This window comes from Thermodesulfobacteriota bacterium (assembly GCA_040755095.1).
Taxonomy (GTDB): Bacteria; Desulfobacterota; Desulfobulbia; order Desulfobulbales; family JBFMBH01; genus JBFMBH01.
On the sequence record JBFMBH010000101.1, the window covers coordinates 1 to 17,475 of the forward strand.

15 protein-coding genes and 2 pseudogenes are annotated in these 17,475 nt (G+C 68.5%); 6 read left to right on the top strand and 11 right to left on the bottom strand.

Annotated features, from left to right (window positions below):
* From AB1634_13995 to AB1634_14030, 8 genes are all read right to left on the bottom strand, one after another.
* Positions 1 to 1,223, bottom strand: a 1,223-nt coding sequence (locus AB1634_13995) for a HEAT repeat domain-containing protein (GenBank protein MEW6220625.1), incomplete at its 3' end; no start/stop codon positions are given.
* Between the two features lie 188 nt (positions 1,224 to 1,411).
* On the bottom strand, positions 1,412 to 1,588 hold the full coding sequence (locus AB1634_14000) for a hypothetical protein (protein ID MEW6220626.1): 177 nt from the start codon (positions 1,586 to 1,588) through the stop codon (positions 1,412 to 1,414).
* 136 nt (positions 1,589 to 1,724) lie between these two features.
* On the bottom strand, positions 1,725 to 4,799 hold the full coding sequence (locus AB1634_14005; protein MEW6220627.1) for a hypothetical protein: 3,075 nt from the start codon (positions 4,797 to 4,799) through the stop codon (positions 1,725 to 1,727).
* Positions 4,793 to 5,608, bottom strand: coding sequence for a hypothetical protein (locus AB1634_14010; GenBank protein MEW6220628.1), 816 nt, complete (start codon positions 5,606 to 5,608; stop codon positions 4,793 to 4,795). The genes AB1634_14005 and AB1634_14010 overlap by 7 nt, the downstream gene beginning before the upstream one ends.
* Positions 5,609 to 5,734: 126 nt before the next feature.
* On the bottom strand, positions 5,735 to 6,295 hold the full coding sequence (locus tag AB1634_14015) for a hypothetical protein (GenBank protein MEW6220629.1): 561 nt from the start codon (positions 6,293 to 6,295) through the stop codon (positions 5,735 to 5,737).
* Positions 6,296 to 6,428: 133 nt separating this feature from the next.
* Positions 6,429 to 7,052, bottom strand: coding sequence for a hypothetical protein (locus AB1634_14020; protein ID MEW6220630.1), 624 nt, complete (start codon positions 7,050 to 7,052; stop codon positions 6,429 to 6,431).
* A gap of 339 nt (positions 7,053 to 7,391) precedes the next feature.
* Positions 7,392 to 7,814: a biopolymer transporter ExbD gene (locus AB1634_14025; GenBank protein MEW6220631.1), complete on the bottom strand. Its 423-nt coding sequence runs from the start codon at positions 7,812 to 7,814 to the stop codon at positions 7,392 to 7,394.
* Entirely contained in the window at positions 7,811 to 8,485 is a 675-nt protein-coding gene (locus AB1634_14030) for a MotA/TolQ/ExbB proton channel family protein (protein MEW6220632.1), read from the bottom strand. Before AB1634_14030 ends, AB1634_14025 begins: the two co-directional genes overlap by 4 nt.
* Positions 8,486 to 8,972: 487 nt before the next feature.
* Between AB1634_14030 and AB1634_14035 the strand changes: the two genes are divergently transcribed.
* From AB1634_14035 to AB1634_14045, 3 genes are all read left to right on the top strand, one after another.
* On the top strand, positions 8,973 to 9,461 hold the full coding sequence (locus AB1634_14035) for an L-2-amino-thiazoline-4-carboxylic acid hydrolase (GenBank protein ID MEW6220633.1): 489 nt from the start codon (positions 8,973 to 8,975) through the stop codon (positions 9,459 to 9,461).
* Positions 9,462 to 9,496: 35 nt separating this feature from the next.
* Positions 9,497 to 10,249 (top strand): N-acyl homoserine lactonase family protein, encoded by a 753-nt coding sequence (locus AB1634_14040; protein MEW6220634.1) that lies wholly within the window; start codon positions 9,497 to 9,499, stop codon positions 10,247 to 10,249.
* A gap of 163 nt (positions 10,250 to 10,412) precedes the next feature.
* Complete coding sequence (locus AB1634_14045; GenBank protein MEW6220635.1) at positions 10,413 to 11,444, top strand: ATP-binding protein; 1,032 nt, start codon at positions 10,413 to 10,415, stop codon at positions 11,442 to 11,444.
* 114 nt (positions 11,445 to 11,558) lie between these two features.
* Here the strand turns inward: AB1634_14045 and AB1634_14050 are convergent, their stop codons facing one another.
* On the bottom strand, positions 11,559 to 11,960 hold the full coding sequence (locus AB1634_14050) for a transcriptional regulator (GenBank protein ID MEW6220636.1): 402 nt from the start codon (positions 11,958 to 11,960) through the stop codon (positions 11,559 to 11,561).
* Positions 11,957 to 12,085: pseudogene (locus tag AB1634_14055) on the bottom strand (type II toxin-antitoxin system HigB family toxin). The gene AB1634_14050 and the pseudogene AB1634_14055 overlap by 4 nt, the downstream one beginning before the upstream one ends.
* Before the next feature lie 269 nt (positions 12,086 to 12,354).
* On the opposite strand from AB1634_14055, the gene AB1634_14060 reads away from it, so the two are divergent.
* Positions 12,355 to 12,651 (top strand): hypothetical protein, encoded by a 297-nt coding sequence (locus AB1634_14060; protein MEW6220637.1) that lies wholly within the window; start codon positions 12,355 to 12,357, stop codon positions 12,649 to 12,651.
* Between the two features lie 282 nt (positions 12,652 to 12,933).
* Positions 12,934 to 13,326 (top strand): annotated as a pseudogene (locus tag AB1634_14065) (type I restriction endonuclease).
* A 39-nt stretch (positions 13,327 to 13,365) separates the two neighbouring features.
* On the opposite strand, the gene AB1634_14070 reads toward AB1634_14065, so the two are convergent.
* A complete protein-coding gene (locus tag AB1634_14070) occupies positions 13,366 to 13,563 on the bottom strand; it encodes an RNA-binding S4 domain-containing protein (GenBank protein ID MEW6220638.1) in 198 nt (65 codons plus the stop codon).
* Positions 13,564 to 13,809: 246 nt separating this feature from the next.
* Between AB1634_14070 and AB1634_14075 the strand changes: the two genes are divergently transcribed.
* Positions 13,810 to 17,475: MASE3 domain-containing protein (locus tag AB1634_14075; GenBank protein MEW6220639.1), on the top strand; the 3,666-nt coding region annotated here is incomplete at its 3' end.

The window sequence follows — 17,475 nt, forward strand, 5'->3', positions numbered from 1 at the left end:
AGGCCGACCAGGGCGACCACCGCCGCCTCCTGGATTTGTGCCTGCTCGTCGGCCAGAAGATCCACCAGGGCCGGGAGCGCCTCCCGCCGCTCCCCGGCCAGACACCCCAGCTGCCGGACCGCGGCCAGCCGCGCTGCCGGCTCGCCGGTCCGGACCGCTTCCCGGAGCCCGGCCTGATCCCGGGAGCTGACGATCCGGCCGATGGTCCGGCGCACCTCCGGGTCCTCATGACACAGGAATTCGAGCAGGAGCGGCAGGCTGGCATCCCCCAGATGCGCCAGGGCAAAGCCGGCCTCACGGCGAGTCCGGGAATCCGTATCCGCCAAGGCTTCCACCAGAGCGGTGACCGTTTGGCGGTCCGCCGGGGCCACCGCCGCCAGTGCCGCCGGGACACGGCGGCGCACCACCGGATCCTCATCGTGCACCGCGGCCACCAGCGCCGGCAACGCCGGGGAGGCCGCCGGGCCGCCGGCCTGCAGGGCCCGCAGGCCGCACTCCCGGGTCGCCGGGTCCGGATCGACCAGCGCCGTCTTGAGAACGGCAATCACGGTGGGATCCGCGGCGGCGATCTGGCCCAGGGCCGCCACCGCCGCCCGGCGGACCTCGGGCTGGCGATCGGCCGCGGCCTTGGCCAGCGCAGGCACGGCGGGCAGGGCCTCCTGCCCGATCCCCCCCAGCTCCTCCGCCGCCACCTGCCGGTACTGATCGTTCTCCGATGCCAGGGCCGGGATGAGGACCGGCAGGGCCGGCTTCATCCGGAGGTCGAGCCGGCCGGGGATGCTCCCTTGCACCCGGGTCTCCACAAATGGCCAGGCCTGGGTGGAGGGCGGCAGCTCCCGCTCTTCCGGATCGCCGATCAGGGTGACCGTGATGTAGCCCCTGGCCCGGCAGGTCAAGGCGAACGAACAGCCGGCAAGACCGCCGCGGTGGGTCGCCTGCTCGATGCGGAAGGCCCCCGCCTCGCCGGTCATCGCCTCGGCGTAGACATGAAACTCCCCGGGCGCATGTGGAATCGGCAGATCGGCGCAGCTCCAATGGGCCAGAAGCTGGGCGCCGGCAATCGGCTGCCCCGTCTCCCTGTCCCGCACCTCGCCGGCAAAGGGGCCGGCATACGGCAGGGACGGCCAGAAGAAGCCGGCCCAGCCCGGACAGGGGGTCACGAGCGCCGTGGCCCCGAAGGCCAGAATGGCCAGAATCGCCCGGCCCATTGCCACACCCCCCATGCGCTGCTCCCGGCACGTCCCTGGCGCCCGCGCCGTGGCGGCTCGGCTCATCTCACCGGCGGGGGCTCGCCCCGTCCGCAGGCGCGCCCGGCTCGGTGACCCCATCGGACCAGCGCCTCCGCCACAGCCCTCCGGGCAGGAGCAGCAGGGCCAGCAGCCAGGGGAGATCCCACCAGCCAAGCCCGTCCTCATGGCTGCCGCCAAAGGACCACCAGGCCCAGGCGACCGCCCCGGCGCAGAGCCCGAGGGGCACCATCATCAGATGCTGCCAACAGCATGCCGAAGGCGGCGACGAGCTTGCGGATGCGCTCCGCCGGGATGCTGCGGAATCGCTTGAGCACCAGCTGTCGGATCATGGGCTCCATGGGGCATCTCCTCGGAAGGGCTGGCAGCAGGTGGGGCGGCCGGGCGCGGCTGATCTGCCGGAGCAGGTTAGCGGTGTGCCCCGCGGTTGTCAATCAAGGCGAGACCAGCCAACCACTGTTTCTGCCTTCCGGCGTCTCAGGGTGCAGAAGCAGCGCCGGTTGCCGGCTTCGCGACGAAGGGGGCCAGCTGCCTTTCCTGGGGGGCTTGGGTGGGCGGGATCACCACCTCCTGCGCCGCCTCGTCCCACGAGAGTCCGGGCGGCAGCGTGCTCGGGTCAAGGGCGATCCGGTAACGACCCGGCCGCAGGCCCTGGAGGAAGTAGCTGCCGTCGCTGGCGGTCACCGACTCGGCGGCGGTGGCTTCGCCGGGAACGGCGGCGGCTTGCACCCGCACCCCGGCCAGGGGCGCTGGCTCGGGGTCCGCCGGCGCCTGGCTCTGCACCAGGCCTTCCACCACATGCACCGGGGTGACGGCCAGGAGGACCCGGGTGGTGCGGCCCGGCTCCACCTGGGCCAGCTGGCTGCCGTTCACCACCGCAAAGGTGGCGGGCACCGTATCCGCGTCCAGGGTCACCCGGGCCTGGCGGAGGTTGGCCGGCGGCTGGAACAGGAAAAGGCCGGCCTCGTCGCTCGTGACCGACGCCCGGTCGTTGAGGAAGAGCTTGATACCCGAAATCCCCTGCTCGCCCGGATCCGGCAGGGCATCAGCGTTGGCGTCCACGAAGACCTGGCCGGCAATGAGGCTCTGCTCCGGGTTGAGGCGGCGGGCGGTGACGTCCCGGAGCCGGCCCTCTTGCCGGGCGAGCAGGCGCTGGAGGTTGACAAAGATCTCCACCACCCAGGCGTTCTCCTGGAAGCGGGCCCGGAGCCCCAGCCGGGAACGGCCGGTGGCGTCCAGGGGATACTCGCTCCGGTTCTCGAAGAAGACCTGGTCCCGATCCAGCTCGTAGCCGATCTCGGTCCGGCTGGCGATGGGCAGGCCGAAAAACGAGCCGGTGGTATGGATGACCGAGGCCCGCTCCCGAAGGCCGGTGTCCCAGTAGCTGGCGGCCAGGGTGCCCATCCCGGGCAGGTAACGGGACAGGGACAGGGTGGTGTACCGGGACTGGGAAAGGGCGAATCCGGGCAGGCGCAAAGGATCCAGAAAGTCCGGATGCTCGTCCAGCAGCAGGTCGTCGCCCCAGGCATGGAACGCCTTCAGGGAGAGGTCCTGGACTGGGGCACTCGCCAGATCCACAGAAACGAGGCTTCTGTCCCGCTCCCCCCAGCTGGGATGCAGCCGCTCGATGGCCAGGGCCACGGTGGAACGGGGCAAGGCTCGGGACTTCACCGCGGCCCGCTGCAGGTCCACCGAAAGGGTTTCGGCCCGGGCGCCATCCAGGTTGTTCCAGGCCTGGGCCCAGGCCGCCTCCCCCTCCCACCAGGGCGACGGGCGGACGGCAGCGGTGAGATCGAAGCCCTCCCGGTCGAAGAGGCTCCGGTGCTGGCCGTCGAAGAAGTCGGGGCCATAGCGGAAGTAGAGACCGGAGAAGGTGGCCTCCTCCCAGGGGCAGAGGGCCAGATCGGTCTTGAGGCCGACATCTTTGGCCCGGCCGCCGGCCGGGTCGGCTTCGCTCTCCACGATAGACAGCTCGGCGGCCAGCATGGTCCAGTCGGCGGGCTGGGCGATGAGCTGACCGCCAGCGTGGCGGCTGGCCTTGGGATACTGCCGCTCCTCGGCACCGGTGCCGGTCAGGGTGACCGGCTTCCAGAAACCGCTCTGGCCGGCAGCCGCCAGGCCCACCGTCAGCCGCTCGTGGAGCCCGTAGAGGAGGCGACCACCGCCGGCCAGGCCCCGGCTGTGCCAGTCGGCCGGGGTGCGGCTGCTGCCTGCCCCGGCCACCATGGCCAGGCCCTGGGCGGGCAGCATGGCGGAGCTGCCCAGCACCTGCCGTTCGATCACGGTCTCGATGCCATTGGCATCGATGATCCGGAGCCGGATCTGGTTGAGGCTGCCCGGGGTCAGTTGCACCTCCTCGAACCGGTACAGGCCAGTACCGGGCAGGCCAGGCAGACTGGCCGCTACGAGGTCGCTGTCCACGGTCTGGCCATTGACCTCGAGCGCCACCCGGGAGCCTACCGGCACCAGCTCTTCCACCACATGGGGACGCAGCAAGGCCGTGCGGCCGGCAGCCTGCGGCCCCCGCCAGCGCACCGGCCGCGGACCCAGCTGGGCGAGCCGGCTGCCCTGCATGCCGAAGAGGCGCAAGGTCGGGAACGTCAGCTCGCTGATGCCGAACAGGGAATCCCCGGCCCTGACTGCGCCGCTCGCGGAGGCGTCCCCCCACTCCGCCCAGTCCATGCGGACAAAGGCGTCGTGGCCGTCATCCAGGCCCTCCCCTTCCCGCCAGGTGACCGGCGTCTCGGAGAAGCGCAGCTTGTAGCGCCCGCTGCCGGCCGCCCCCCAGAGGCTCTGCTCCAGGCTGTCCAGGGCCAGCTCCCGGGGCGCATCCCGGTTCACCGCCAGGGCCCTGGCCCGGCCGCGCAGCTCCAGCATATCGAGGCTCCAGGCGGTGGGGGGCGGGCTGGCGGGGGGCAGCCTTTCCGGCAGCTCCTCCCGGATCTCGGCAGCTGCCACCGCCAGGAGCGAGGGCCGCGCCGCCAGCTGCCAGATGGGCAGGGAGTGCGCGGTTGCGGCGACAAAGGCGTAGGCCCCGTCATCCCAGGCCAGGCTGATGCCGAGCAGGGCCTCGATCTCGTCCGCCGGCAGGAACCACTCCTCCTGGCGGGTGAGATCCGACACCCCGGCCACCAGCTCCACCGGCCGAGGGCCGGCCGCGGTGGCCACGCACTGCCGCCGGCCGTCCACCAGCTGTGGCGGCCCGCCGTCCATTCGGAAGGAAAGCTGCCCGCCCTCCCGGGTGACCGCAATCCCCATGGCGGCCAGGAGGCGTATGAGGGGCAGGGAGCGCCGGCCGTCCGGACGGGGCAGGACGTCCAGGTCCGGGATGAAGAGCCGCTGAAAGCCCCGCTGCCCTTTGAGGGTCAGCGCCACCACCTCGGTCTCGATGATGGGAAGGGATGCCGGGGGCTGCGGCGCCCCACCCGCCTCACTGTCCGGCGCGACGGCCGTTTCCTGCGCCCTGCCCCCTGGTCCAGTTGCCAGGATCAGGCAGCACGCCAGGACCAGAGCCGGCCCGCCGAAGGCCAGGGGCGACCGGGCCGCTACCAACGGCCGGGAAGCTCCCGCGCTATGGGCTGCGCCAGCTGGGGCGCACTGAAGACCGCCCGGACGGTGTACTCGCCCCTGGGGATGGAGACCTCCAGGCGACTGGTGAACCGGCGCACCCGGCCAGGCAGCACGTAGCCCTTGCCGAGGATGCCTTCCGCCACCCGTTGGCCGCCGGGGGCCAGGAGCTCATAGGTGCCGGTGAGGAACAGATGACCGGTGCCGGTGTTGTTGACCGTGGATTCGAGGCTGACCTTGTCCGCCGCGGCCACCAGCCGGACGTCTTCCAGGTCGCACTGGAAGCTGACCTGACCATGACGGGCATAGATCGGCACCATGATGGAGCTGGAGACCTCGAGACGGAAGGTGCGGCCCGCCGCGTCGGTGGTGCGGGCGGTGTTGGTCGCCAGGGCCTCCAGCTCCATGGCCGCCCAGTACTCCTGGTCCAGGAGCTGTCCCTGGGGCACCACCACGAAGCGCACCCGCTGCTTGCTCTTGGCGGGCAGGGTGAGCTCCTTGGGGTTGAACTTGAGCATCGGCGCCAGGGAGCGGTCGCTGTCCGGGACCGAGAGCAGCCCGCCGCTGGGCGAGAAATCGAAGAAGGCCGCCTGGATGCGGTAGCGCTCCTCGCTGTCGCCGGTATTGGTGATGGTGAACTGGCCGGATGGCCGGCCCTCCGAAAGATCGAGCTCGACAAAGGCCGGGGCGATGGACACCCCGGCCCGGGCTGGCCCGCCGGCCCAGACCACCAGCAGACAGGCCAGAGCGGCGAGGACAACCGGACGCTTGCAAAAGGGCAGGATCGAGGTCATGGCAGGCACCAGATGGGGTGGATGCGGGGCAACCGCGGTCCTTGCGGGTGCTTCGCGGTGGTCGATGCTCCTTGCCGGCGGCTCAAGACAATCGGGGGGGACGCGAGGATCGGAGCCGGGCCGGTGTTATGGGAGAACCATCGCTGTCAGCCGCACCTTGCCGCTGTATTCACCCATGGGCTTTTCCGGGTCGTTCTGGCTCCAGGTGACCACCTGCCGGCAGGACTGGCTGAAATGCCCGTTCTGGCTGCTCTCGAAGGCGATCGGCTCGGACATCACGGCCGGGAAGCCGTTGATGTCCACCATGGCGGCGGTGAAGGCCGCCGTGTCGCCGGCGCCCTGGAGGGGATTGGCGTTGTCACAGTCGAACACCACCCCCTCGCTGAGGTTGACGGGAATCGGGGCCACGGCGGTGCCCAGCGGGTCATCGCCCTTCCACAGGTCCGAGGCGGCCATGAACATCTGCACCGCCTCGGTGTTGGCATCGATCCGGAACTGGAAGGTCGCGGAGAAGTCGCCCATCTGGATGTCACCCGCGTCCACGACCGGGGTCTCGGGAGCCACGGCGATGTTCGCCACCACGTCCATGTAGACGTGGGCCGTAGCCGAGCCTTCCGTGTCGGCAGAGCTGGTGGAGGCCACAAAGGGCGTCAGGGCCAGGAGGCCAATGAAGATCACCTTTTTCATGTCTGTTCCTCCCTCGTGTTGAATGCCGTGTTGAGCTTCTGTTTGCTGACCCTCGCGTGGATCCCCCCACGAAACATTCTGACTGCATCGGCGATCGGGCCAGGGACAGCCGGCCCCTGGTCCCGGCCAGCGCTCACGGCAGGGTCGGGTCGACGATGCAGGTCAGCTTCACCCTTCCGACATACTGGCCGGCGGGCTTCACCGGCTCGTCCTGGTCCCAGAGCACCGTCACCAGGACCCGGCTGCTGAAGCGGTAAGGCGTCCGACCCTGGAAGAGCATGGCCTCGGTCTTGTCGGACGGCAGGCTGTCGATGGGATCGCCCGGCCCCTCGAAGCTGACCCGACCGCCGCCCAAGGACGCCTCCGGTGCCTCAATCCCGACGCCCGCCTCCCGGCGCAGCGGGATGGGCGCCACCTCCCGGCCCTCAAGATCCCGGCTGAAGTGGAGCCCGGTGGCCTCCACCATCATGCTGACGGAAGAGGTGTTGGCCTCCACCTCGAACTCCAGGTTGCCTTCGATGTCGCCGGCGCCGCTTTGCCGCATGAAGACAGTGGGGGTCAGGGTTTGCACCGCGATCTGCGGCTCGAAATCGAGGATGGCCGTGGTGACGGCCGAGGCGCGGGACACGCCGCCATGGCCGTCGGCCGGCAGGAAAAGCGGCAGGAGCAGGAGACAGACCGCCACCGCCCCGGCGGCCGCCAGAAACGGGCCGCGGGAGAGCGGGAAGGGGTGAGGCTGGCCGAGCAAGCGGGGCACGCCGGGCCTCCTGCACGATCGTTTTCAGTTGCCCAAGGGAGCGCTGTGGCCGGACTCCTGTCCGGCACCCTGGCCCAGAGCCAGAAGAAGATGGGCACCACCAGCAGTCCCGGGTGACCCCTGGAGCGCTGGCTCGCTATGGGAAGATCGCTGCCGCCGGGCTCGCCAGGAACCCTAGCGGAGCGATTGGACGCGATAGGCTTGTCGAGGGAGGGGGGGAATCAGGTACGGTGTCCGTCTGTTTCTTCGCGTATCATCCGGCCAACGGGAAGTCAAACAAAAAGATCGGGGAGGAATACCGGTGGGAAAAAGCCTGATTGCCACCGATGCCGGCACGGCTCAGGGACCGGAAGCGGCCCGGCGCTCGGTGGCCAGGAGCAGCTGGTCGGCGCCGGCCCGGCGGGCGAGGTCCATGGCTGCCACCACCCGGTGGTAGACCACGCCCTGGTCGGCCCGGACCAGCACGGTGCGGGTGTCTTTCAGGGCCAGCCGGCCGGCAAGGATGCCCGCCAGGCGGTCGTCGGCCACCGGCTGGCTCTCCAGGAAGATCTGGCCGGCCCGATCGATGGACAGAACCACCAGCTGCTCGACGGAGATCTCCGCCGGCGCCGCGGTCACCTGGGGCAGCCGCACGTCGATGCCTTCCTGGGTGACGAACGAGCTGGTGAGCAGGAAGAAGATGAGGAGCAAAAAGATGAGATCGGTCATGGAGACGAAGGTCAGGGTCGGCTGCCGCACCCGCCGCGGGGGAAAGCGCATCATGGCTGCGCCTCCGGAGGATCCTCGTCGTTCCCGCCAGGGCCGCGGGCCGGCCGCTCGCGGCGGCCGGCCGCCCAGGCCTTGAGATAGGCCACGGCCACCTCTTCCAGGCCGATCTGCACCCCCCGCAGCCTGCTCTCGAGAAAGCTCACCATGAGCACCAGGGGGATGGCCACCATGAGGCCGAAGGCGGTGGTGAGCATGGCCTCCCAGATGCCGCCGGCCAGCACCGCGGCATTCACCCGGCCACCCATGTTCTGCAGCACCTGAAAGGCCTGGATCATGCCGGTGACGGTGCCGAGAAAGCCAAGGAGCGGCGCCAGGCTGCTCAGGAGAGTCAGAGTGCCGAAGTGACGGGTCAGAAGCTTGATCTCCCGGTCAACGCCGTGGGCGAGGATGGTCTCCAGGGTCTCGCGGTCGGCGGCGCCCAGGGCGAGCGCCTCCCGGAGCAGCCGCTCGCAGGGCCCTTCCGGGTGGTCCTGACTGTCCAGCAGAGAGACGGCCCGCTCCGGCGCGCGGTCGGCCACCAGATGGCAGACCGCCCGTACAGTGTGCTCCCGGATACGGGCCGCCCGCAGCCGGCCAAAGCGCTCAAAGAAGATGGTGGTGCCAACCAGGGAACAGGCCAGGATCGGCCACATGATCCAGCCGCCCAGCCAGAACAGCTCCAGCATCCTCCCCCTCCTCAGCTCAGGGACACCTGCAGGGATCCGGCGACGCCCGCGCCGCGCCAGACGCCGTCGTCTCTACCATCCCGCATTCCGCAGCCGGAAAGCAAGCCGGGACTGCGCTGCCGGCCTGATCCTTGGCCGGCGGCAGGCGATCGTGGTACCCTGGTGCCCGTGGCCGGCGCCCCTCCGGCGCCGCCGCAGCGCAAGAGTATGCCATGCCCGCCGCACCGGCCAGCCGGCCTTTGCCTCCGATGGACGAGGCGGCCAGCCCGTCACCGACTGAGCCGGCCGGCCCGCACCGCCGGGGGATGAATCCCCCGGCTACCCGGGGCTGCTCTCGCTTGCGCGAGGCTTGGAAAAGGCCTGCAGCCCCGGCCGACTGATGGGTTGCGGCTGTCGCCTCCACGCATCCTACGCCTCTGCAAGGCCACGGCGTGGCGTCGCCTCATGGGGAGGCCGGGGCGGCGGAGCAACAAAAGGAGGACCGATCATGAAGAAGCTCTTCCGCTATGCCGTGGCCGGGCTCGCCGTCGGCCCCTTCATCCTCTTCGTCCAGATCGGCCGCTTCCTGGTGGGCAAGGAACGGGCCGTGGCCCTGTGCGGCCCGTATGGCACCGCCCTGGCCAAGGCCTTCCTGGCGATCATCCTGCCCCGTATCGAGCGGCCGGAGGAATTCCCTCGCCTCGTCGCCGGCGCCAAGGCCCGCTTCTGGCTCTGGCAGCCCCTCTATGACTTCGAGGTCCGGCAGGACAACGACGACACCCTGGAGCTCGCCATCTGGAACTGCCCATTCTGCGAGCTTCTGTCCCTGGCCGGCGTTCCCGAGCTCAACCGGCATGTCTGCCAGGGGGACTGGGAATTCGCCCAGGACAACCAGGACAAATGGGTCTTCGCCAGGACCCGGGAGATCGGCAAGGGGGATCCGTACTGCAACCATACCTACCGGCGTCTGACTCCGCAGCCACCGGCTGCGCCCTGACCAACCCTCCACTCCAACCCTTTAAGGAGCGCCAAATGAGCACCTACATCATCCATCCCATCGTCGTTGGCACCAAGATCTTTGACAAGGGCATGATGACCCTGCAGCACGACTACGGCAAGGAGTACACCATCCCCATCTACAGCTGGTACCTGGAAGGGGGTGACAAGAAGATCCTGGTGGATACCGGCCTCATGGGGGTGATCCAGTCCCCGGACCGGGAGAAGGCCATCGGCGGCAGGATCTACACCTTCGAGGAAGGCCTGGCCCGCTTCGGCCTCACCCCGGACGATATCGACATCGTCATCCACACCCATCTCCACAACGACCACTGCGAGAACGACTTCAAATGCGGCAAGGCGGTCTTCTACGCCCACGAGCTGGAGCTGGCCACCGCCTACAACCCCCATCCCCTGGACTTCCGCTACATGGCCGAATTCATCGAAGAGCTGGACCAGGCCGGCCGCTTCATCCATATCAAAGAGGACCAGGAGATTCAGCCCGGCATCCGGGTGGTGCACACCCCGGCCCACACCCCGGGGGGCCTCACCGTCCTGGTGGAGACCACGGCCGGCATTGCTGCCATCACCGGCTTTTGTGTCATCATGGAGAACCTCGACCCCCCCAAGGCCATCCGGGCCATGGAGATGGAGGTGATCCCGCCCGGCACCAACATCGACCCGAAGCTGGCCTACGACCAGATGCTGCGGGTCAAAAGCATGGCCCAGATCCTCCTCCCCCTCCACGAGCCCCGCTTCGCTGCCATGGAGTCGATCCCGGCCGCCTGAGCGGCCGCCATCGCCGGGGATCCGGATGCCTGCCCCGGATCCCCGGTCTCCGTTTGCCGGCGGCTGAAGCTCCAGCTGGTCGTCCGGGGAGCTACCCCACCGCCAAGGGGCCAGGAGAAGACATGAGCGCGACCTACCCCTTCGCCCGCTCAAGAGGGCTCCCATGCTGAAGGGCGAATTGCTTGAGGTGATTGCCAACGGAGAGAGCTCGGGCGTCGCGTTCAAGCGTGATAACGTACGGCCGGAGCAGCTCGCCAAGGAAATCGTTGCCCTGGCCAACTTCCAGGGAGGCAGGGTGCTCCTCGGCGTCGAGGACGACGGCACAACGTCCCGCCTGGCCACGCGCGAGCAGCAAGCGAGGCTCTTCGAGAGCGGCGGCCTTTTCCATGCGGAGTCCCTGCCGGTGTCGGGCAGCACCTTTGACGACCTCGATGCCGCGCGTCTCGCCCACTACCTGGTGGAGGTTACCGGTGACCCGGTGGCTCCCGAATCCCGTGAGGAGTGGGAGCGGCGACTGCTCGGTCTGGGCTTCCTGGTTGAGCGGCCGGACGGCCCTCCGGCGTGCTCCATCGCCGGACTGGTCCTGTTCGGGCGCAGCCCCCGTCGCGCCTTGCGGCACGCTGGCCTGCGTTGGATGTCCTTCGCCGGGGAAGACCAGGAGTATCAGGCCCAGGATGACGCCGTGTTGGACGGACCTCTCGTCGCCCTCTTGGCACGGCAACACCGGGGCGGGCGTGCCGTGGTGGAAGGTGGACTGGTCGAGCGCCTGTTGGACCGCATGCGACCGTTCATTTCTGACGAAGGCGCCACGATCGATGAGGGATTGCGTCGCGAGCGGACCTACCGTTACCCCCCGGAGGCTGTTCGCGAGGCCGTGCTGAACGCCCTGGTGCATCGGGACTGGACCCGGGCCGTCGAGGTGGAAGTGGTCAACTACGCGAATCGGCTCGAGGTGATCCGCCCCGGCCCGCTGCACAACTCGATGACGATTGAAAAGATGCTGGCCGGGCAGCGCTATGCCCGCAACCTCACCATCGTGGAAGTCATGCGCGACTACGGGTACGTCGACGCCAGAGGGATGGGGGTTCGGCGCAAGATCGTTCCCCTGACCCGGGAGTACTCGGGAAGGGATGCAGGTTTCGAGCTGACGGACGACCACCTGCGGGTCACGATACCGGCCCGGCCGCAATCGTGAGGCGGCATACGCCCGGCGGTCCCTCATGCCCTCGCCGGGGGGCATTCTCAATTTCGCACAGGACTCTGTAGTCCCCGACGCTCAGCCGGTATTCTTGGATCACGGATTCAGGCATCAGATAAAGACCGCCGGTGAGACGCGAAATCGTCTGGCAAGTGCGCGAATTTGTCGGATATTCAATTCGCGCTTGCCGCTGAGCACTTCGGAGACCACACCTTGCGAGCCAACTTCGGGCAAGTCTGATTGCTTGAGCTCGTGTTCTTCCATAAAGTAGCGGAGCATATCTGCGCCACTACTGGCCGGAATGGAATGATGCTTTTCTTCGTAGGCGTCGATGAGGGTCCCCAACGTGTCAAGCAGTCCGTACAGAGGGTGGCGCTCATCGGTGCCGATCTCGTCCAGGAGGGCATTGAGGCGCTCGACCGCCTGATCGTATTCCGGCTCATTGCGCATTGTCAGGATGGGGCGGATAGTTGCCCAGTGGGTTTGCAGATCCTTGCTGGCGAGTAGGCTCATGACTTCCAACCTTCCTGATCGTACTCTTGATGCGTCAACACATGACGAATGTAGACCTTGCCGCGATTGAAGTGGATCGATGCAATCAGCCGATACCTGTTTCCGCCGATGTTGAACACTTCTATCGCAAAATGCGATAGCGCACAAGGGCGATCCGGGATTGCAGCGGCGCAACGGGGCGAGCCGAAGGCGTGCTCCTGAACGTTTCGCGCAAACCGCGCCGCCCACCCTTCCGCGCAGCGCCGCCGCGCTTCCCGGCGCCGGCCTTTGAGGATTGTGTACGCCCGGCATGGGCGTGAGCTTATTGGGTGCAAGCCCCCTGTGCATGAACCCTGTCAGGCCGCATCAGCCTGGCACATGCACCACGTGCCGGTTGCTCCCTGGTGCGGGAGGTGTGATCCGGCAGGCTCAGCCGTTCCACCCGACACCAACATCGACCCACCGCGTCGTGGAGCTGACCCACTCGCAGCACGCGCTTCGGGCGGTGGACTTCCTGTTTCAGCGGCCGAGCCTGGCCACAACCCACTTTGTGGAGGCCTCGGGCATCCCGAAGCCGACGGCGAAGCGGATCCTGATCCTGCTCCGGGAAGCCGGGGTTCTGGTGGCGTTGCGGGAAGGCAAAGGTCGGCGTGCCGGCATTTACGCCTTCCGGGAACTGCTCAACATCGCCGAAGGTCGGACTGTCTTTTAAGGCTCACCCATGGGCTGCAAGTGGCTTGTGGCTCACAAAACGTAAAAAATGAGCCACAAATCAGTTTGCAGCTCACCGGTGAGCCACAAACTACGCCCACTTACCGTCGAAACAGGGCCGACGACCACCCGCCGGTTACAAGGCGCGGCCACGACTCACCGCCCGCCCGCGGCGGGGGGGGGCTCAACGGCATCAGCGCCGTACGCGAAACCGCAAACCAGGAAGGGCCGGTCCTGACATGCCTTGCCAGTCGGCAGTGCTGCCACGAGCGGGAAAGGCGCCATGGCCACACTCTCCATCAGCGAAGCCGGCACCGTCCAGTTCCCCATGGTCCGGCACGCCGCCGAGATCGGCTGGCAGCCGGTGACGCCGGCAGATGCCCGGGCCATGCGCGGCGGCGAGGCAGGTGCGCTCTTCCGCGGCGTGCTCGAGGCCAAGATCGCCGCCTTCAACCCCTGGCTCAGCCCCGACGCCGTGCGGTCGGTGGCGGAGACCATCGACGCCCTGCCGCCGACCATCGAGGGCAACCGGGACATGCTGGCCTGGCTGCGGGGGGAGCGGCAATGGTACGACGAGCAGGAGAAGCGCCACCGGCCGGTCAGGCTCATCGACTTCGCGCATCCGGCGGCGAACAGCCTGCAGGTGACCTGGGAATGGACCCTCAAGCCGCTGGCCGGGTCTGGACGCAGCAAACAACTGACCCGCCCCCCCCAGTCACTCCACCCGATATTCCTCCCCGGCCACCCGTACCCGGTCGCCGGGGACCAGCTTTCTGCCCCGCCGGGTCTCCACGAGGCCGTTGACCTGCACCTCGCCGGCGGCAATGCGCATCTTGGCCTCGCCGCCGGTTCCCACCGCGCTGACGGCCTTGAGAAAGCTGTCCAGCTTGATGAACAGGGTCGAAATCTTCATGACAGGCCCTCCTCCGGGCCGTGGATAGCATCGCCAAGCGCGGATTGCAAGAAGAAAGGGGAGCGGGCCGGTGGCCGCCGGGCGGGCGGCGCCCCTTGACACTGCCCGGCGCTCCGGGAGAGCATAGCCTCGGATCAGCACTTCCGGGGCTGGCGTGGGATGCCCCCGGCGGCCCGGGTCCCGGCCTGCTGCTCCCCCGCAAGCGGCAGGGTCAGCGCACCATCTCATCCGGGGGGGAGGATGATCATGGCGGCCGGCAGGGATCTTTCCCACTCCATCCTGTCTGCCGGCCTGGCCGCCGCCGTCGTCCTGGGGCTGTATGCCAGCAGTCTTCAGAGCTACATCCTGTTCCACAGCCTGGTGGAGCTGATCACCATCGCCGTTGGTCTCACCCTGTTCATCCTCACCTGGAACACCAGCCGGTTCCTGACCAATGGCTGTCTCAAGGCCCTGGGCATCGGCTACGGCCTCATCGCCGGGGTCGATCTCTTCCATACCCTGGCCTACAAGGGCATGGGCGTGTTCCCGGAATACGGCGCCAACCTCCCCACCCAGCTGTGGATCGCGGCCCGCTCTCTGCAGGCGGTGCTGCTCCTGGCGGCATCCCTGCTGGCTGGCCGGGACATCAACGAGCGGGCCTTCTTGGGCATCGGTCTGGCTGCGGTCTCGGCCACCGGGGCTCTGGTCTACTCAGGTGCCTTTCCGGACTGCTTCATCGAGGGCCGGGGGCTCACCCGGTTCAAGATCGCCAGCGAATACGTCATCTGCGCCATCCTCGCCGGGGCACTGCTGCTCCTGGCCCGCAGGCGGACGGCGTTCCGCTCCCGGGTCTTTCGCCTCATCACCCTCAGCATCCTGTGCACCATCGGCTCGGAGCTGGCCTTCACCAGCTATGTGAGCGTGTACGGCCCCGCCAACATGGTGGGGCATTTCCTCAAGCTCGCGGCCTTCTATCTCGTCTACCGGGCGCTGGTGGTCACCGGCCTCAAGGAGCCTTTTGACCTCATCTTCCGGGATCTCAAGCTGGCGGAGGCAGCCTTGACGCGGGAGCGGATCTTCAGCCACGGCCTGCTGGAGGGTATGGCGGACGGGGTGGTCGCCTGCGACGCGGACGGCCATCTCGCCCTGTTCAACCGCACGGCCCGGGAGTGGCATGGCGTCGAGCCCCTGCGGCTGCCGGCCACGGAGTGGACGCGCCAGTACAACCTCTTCCGGGCCGACGGTATCACCCCGCTCCCCACAGAAGAGATCCCTCTGGCCCGGGCCTTCCGGGGTGAGATGGTCCGGGATGCCGGCATGGCCATTGTGGCAGCAGGACAGCCCCCCCGCCACATCCTGGCCAATGGCAGTGTGATCACGGACCCGGCTGGCCGCAAGCTGGGCGCGGTGGTGGTCATGCGGGACGTCACCGCCTTCCGGCGCCTGGAGCAGGACCTCCGGCAGGCCAACGAAACGCTGGAGGCCCGGGTTGCGGAGCGCACCGAGGCGCTCCGGCGCCTCAACCGCGAGCTGCGCGCCCTCAAGACCTGCAGCCAGACCCTGATGAAGGCCGGGGACGAAGAGACCCTGCTCGCCGACATCTGCCGCATCGTCTGTGAAGAGGCCGGCTACCGCCTGGCCTGGGTGGGATATGCCGAGCGCGACCGCAAGAAGAGCATCCGTCCCGTTGCCTGGGCTGGCGACGACGCGGACTATGTGGAGAGGGCCCTGCTGTCCTGGTCCGAGGAGGAGGAGCGCGGCCAAGGCCCGGCCGGGATCGCCGTCCGGAGCGGCGAGCCGGTCCATGTCGAGGACTTTGTCTCTGACCCCCGCATGGCCCCCTGGCGGGAGAGCGCTTTGGCCCATGGCTTCCGTTCCGGCATCGCCCTGCCACTCAAGGACGAGACAGCCGCGGTCTTTGGCGTGCTCCTCATCTATTCCACCGAGCCTTACGCCGTCACCGCCCAGGAGCTGTGCCTCCTGGAGGAGCTGGCGGCCGACCTTGCCTTTGGCATCACTGTGCTGCGCAACCGCGCCGGGATCCGGCGGGCGGAAAAGGTGACCCAGGCCCGCTTGCGGATGCTGGAGGCAGCGTACACCGGGGACTTCTCCCTGGGCGACACCCTGCGCCGGATGCTGGATGAGATCGAGGCCCAGACCGGCAGCTGCATCAGCTTCTACCATTTCATGGATGAGGATCAGCAGACGCTCTCCTTCCAGAGCTGGTCCAGCAAGACCTTGGCCACCGGGTGCACGGCCGAAGGGGCGGGCCGCCATGTCCCGCTGGCCGAGGCCGGCGTCTGGGCCGAGTGCGTGCGGCAGCGACGGCCGGTGATCCATGACGACTACCCCTCCCTGCCCGAACGGAAAGGGCTGCCAGCCGGACACGCCCCGCTGATCCGCGAGCTGCTGATCCCCATCTTCCGCAGCTCGCGGATCATGGCCGTGATCGGCGTCGGCAACAAGCCGGATCCGTACAGCGAGACCGATGTACAGGTCACCTCCCTGCTGGCCGATTTCTCCTGGGAGATCGTGACCCGCCAACAGGCGGTGGCATCCTTGCGCCGGAGTGAAGAGAGCCTGCGCCAGCGCGAGCGTCTGCTCCGCGAGTCGCAACGGGTTGGTCAGGTGGGCAGCTGGGACTGGGACGCCAGGGACGACGTCATCTGGTGGTCGGACGAGTATTGCCGGATCCACGGCTTTGCGGCCGGGACACGACCACCGAGCTACGCGGAGCACCGGCGGGCCTACACGCCGGAGAGCACCGCCCGGCTGGATGCGGCGGTGCAGCGGGCCATGACCCTGGGCGAGCCCTGTGAGCTTGATCTGGAGCTGGCCAGCCCCACCGCGACGACCCGCTGGATCGCCGCCCGCTGCGAGGTGAAGCGCGACGCCCAGGGCGCCATCCGGGGGCTGCGCGGCACGGCCCAGAATATCACCGAGCGGAAGCGGGCCGAGGAGGAGATCCGCCTCCTCAACCAAGGGCTGGAGCGCCGGGTGCAGGAGCGGACGACCGAGCTGGAGGCCAAGACCGCGCAGCTCCTGGACAGCCGGCAGGCGCTCATGAGCCTCGTGGAAGATCTCAACGAGAAGACCGCCGAGCTGGAAGAGGCCCGACTGGCGGCCGAGAATGCCAGCCGCGCCAAGAGCGCCTTTCTCGCCAACATGAGCCATGAGCTGAGGACCCCCCTGAACGCCGTCATGGGCTTTGCCCAGATCCTGTCCCAGAGCGGCGACCTGGCGCCCGAGCACCGGAAGATCCTCGGCATCATCGTCAGGAGCGGCGAGCACCTGCTCTCCCTCATCAACGATGTGCTGGAGCTGGCCAAGATCGAGGCCGGGGGCACGCGTCTCGCCATCGCTCCCTTTGACCTCACACAACTCCTGGAGGACGTTGGCAGCCTGTTCGCCGTCCGGGCCGAAGCCAACGAGCTTTCCTTCCGGATCGTCATCGACCCAACGCTGCCCCGCTGTGCGGACGGGGATGCCGGCAGGATCCGCCAGGTGCTCATCAACCTCCTGGGCAACGCCATCAAGTTCACCAGGGCCGGCGGCATCCGCCTGGTGGCCGGGCCTGGCGCCGGTCCGGCCGGCGGCGAGCCGGCGGGCACCATGCTGCGCTGCGCGGTGGAGGACACCGGCCCGGGCATCGCTCCGGACCAGCTGGCGGCGATCTTCGAGCCCTTTGTCCAGGTGGGTGATGCCGCCGACCAGACGGCTGGCACCGGCCTCGGCCTGTCCCTCTCGCGCCATTTCGTCGAGCTGATGGGGGGGAGCATCGGGGTGCGGAGCACCCCGGGTGTTGGCTCGACCTTCTTCTTCGAGATTCCCCTGGCGGCCGCCACCGGGGAAGTCGGGGCCGGGGAGCCGGCCCGGGCGCCGGCGCCAACGGCCCGCGACCCCGCTGCCGCGGACCGGACCGGGATCGAGTGC

Coding starts and splice junctions, on each gene's coding strand:
- AB1634_14000 (MEW6220626.1), bottom strand. CDS start 1,588: ATGGAGCCCATGATCCGACAGCTGGTGCTCAAGCGATTCCGCAGCATC.
- AB1634_14010 (MEW6220628.1), bottom strand. CDS start 5,608: ATGACCTCGATCCTGCCCTTTTGCAAGCGTCCGGTTGTCCTCGCCGCT.
- AB1634_14015 (MEW6220629.1), bottom strand. CDS start 6,295: ATGAAAAAGGTGATCTTCATTGGCCTCCTGGCCCTGACGCCCTTTGTG.
- AB1634_14025 (MEW6220631.1), bottom strand. CDS start 7,814: ATGATGCGCTTTCCCCCGCGGCGGGTGCGGCAGCCGACCCTGACCTTC.
- AB1634_14030 (MEW6220632.1), bottom strand. CDS start 8,485: ATGCTGGAGCTGTTCTGGCTGGGCGGCTGGATCATGTGGCCGATCCTG.
- AB1634_14035 (MEW6220633.1), top strand. CDS start 8,973: ATGAAGAAGCTCTTCCGCTATGCCGTGGCCGGGCTCGCCGTCGGCCCC.
- AB1634_14040 (MEW6220634.1), top strand. CDS start 9,497: ATGAGCACCTACATCATCCATCCCATCGTCGTTGGCACCAAGATCTTT.
- AB1634_14045 (MEW6220635.1), top strand. CDS start 10,413: ATGCTGAAGGGCGAATTGCTTGAGGTGATTGCCAACGGAGAGAGCTCG.
- AB1634_14050 (MEW6220636.1), bottom strand. CDS start 11,960: ATGAGCCTACTCGCCAGCAAGGATCTGCAAACCCACTGGGCAACTATC.
- AB1634_14070 (MEW6220638.1), bottom strand. CDS start 13,563: ATGAAGATTTCGACCCTGTTCATCAAGCTGGACAGCTTTCTCAAGGCC.